Source organism: Microbulbifer sp. (assembly GCF_051659245.1).
Taxonomy (GTDB): Bacteria; Pseudomonadota; Gammaproteobacteria; order Pseudomonadales; family Cellvibrionaceae; genus Microbulbifer.
In genome coordinates this window covers 1-1,278 of record NZ_JBOFOC010000003.1, presented here as the reverse complement: position 1 = coordinate 1,278, position 1,278 = coordinate 1, and the positions used below count along the sequence as shown (strand labels likewise).

Sequence of the window (1,278 nt, the reverse complement as noted above, 5' to 3'; positions counted from 1 at the left end):
GGGCCATGCCCGCGATCGCGGGCATGGCCCGCTCCTACAGGGCTCCGCGGTGAAACCGAATTTTTGAAGACTTCAAGCAGGCTCTGGCAGAGCGCTTCCCCTGAAAAACCTGAGGAGAAATACAATGGCGCTCGATCTGAAAGACAAGTGGATCTGGGATTTCTGGTTCGCAAAAGATGGGGAGGACTATCACCTGTTTTACCTTCAGGCGGACCGCGCTCTTGGCGATCCTGAATTGCGGCACTGGAACGTCAATGTCGGTCATGCGGTATCACAGGACCTGCGCCACTGGACACCCCTGCCCGATGCCCTCGCCCCCTCCTCCCCCGAGTCCCAGACGGAAGAGCCCGCCGACTCCCTGACCACCTGGACCGGCAGTGTTATCCGCGACGGCGACCGCTGGCTTATGTTTTACACCGGCACCCGCCGATCGGAAAAAGGGTTGATCCAGCGGGTCTGCCTCGCCACCTCGGACGATCTGGTGCACTGGCACAAGCACCCGGCCAGCCCGGTGCTGGAAACCGACCCGCGCTGGTACGACACCCTCAACCTGGATCACTGGCACGACCAGTCCTGGCGCGATCCCTGGGTATTCAAGGACGCCGATCGCGAGCTCTACCACATGCTGCTTACATGCCGCGCCAACACCGGCGCGCCGGACGGGCGCGGCGCCGTGGGCTACGCCAGTTCCACCGACCTGATCCACTGGCAGGCGGGGCCGCCGCTGTTCGCTCCCGGCTGGTACGGCGAGATGGAAGTGCCGCAAGTGACCTGTATCGGCGGCCGTCACTATCTGTTCTGCTCGGTCTCGGTGAAATACCACAGCCGGGCGCACCTGGCCGAGGGCGTCACCCCGCTGACCGGACTGAAGTACTTCCCCGGCGACGGCCCCTTGGGGCCCTTTCACACTGAGGGCTCGGGATTCCTCGGCGCGGACGCCCGGGGCAGCCTCTACGCCGGCCGGGTGGTCGAGGGGCCGGACGGGGGCTGGTACTTGATGGCGTTTCGGAACCTCGACAGCGAAGGGCAGTTCGTGGGCGGGGTCAGCGACCCGCTGCCCATAGTCCAAGAGGAAGATGGGCAGCTGTCGCTGGCCCCTGAATATTTAACCCTGCTTTAGCTCAACTAGCTCCAGTGCCGTAGGGTGCGCCGTGCGCACCGGCCGGGGCCGGTGCGGGTTTCAGGCTTTTTGGTGCGCACGGCGCACCCTACGACTGCTCGTGTAGCGGCCCATGGCCGCGATCAGACTTAGAGCGAACCTGATACAGCAATCGCGGC

General features: G+C 64.5%; 1 protein-coding gene. It reads left to right on the top strand.

Annotated features, from left to right (window positions below; all coding sequences use genetic code 11):
• The first annotated feature begins 124 nt into the window (after window positions 1-124).
• The gene (locus ACRC0P_RS00130) at window positions 125-1,120 is read left to right on the top strand and encodes a family 43 glycosylhydrolase (protein WP_438627303.1); all 996 of its coding nucleotides are present in this window, start codon (window positions 125-127) and stop codon (window positions 1,118-1,120) included.
• Window positions 1,121-1,278 lie beyond the last annotated feature (158 nt).

Bases quoted from the DNA above. Each gene is read 5' to 3' on its own strand.
- ACRC0P_RS00130 (WP_438627303.1), top strand. From the start codon at position 125: ATGGCGCTCGATCTGAAAGACAAGTGGATCTGGGATTTCTGGTTCGCA.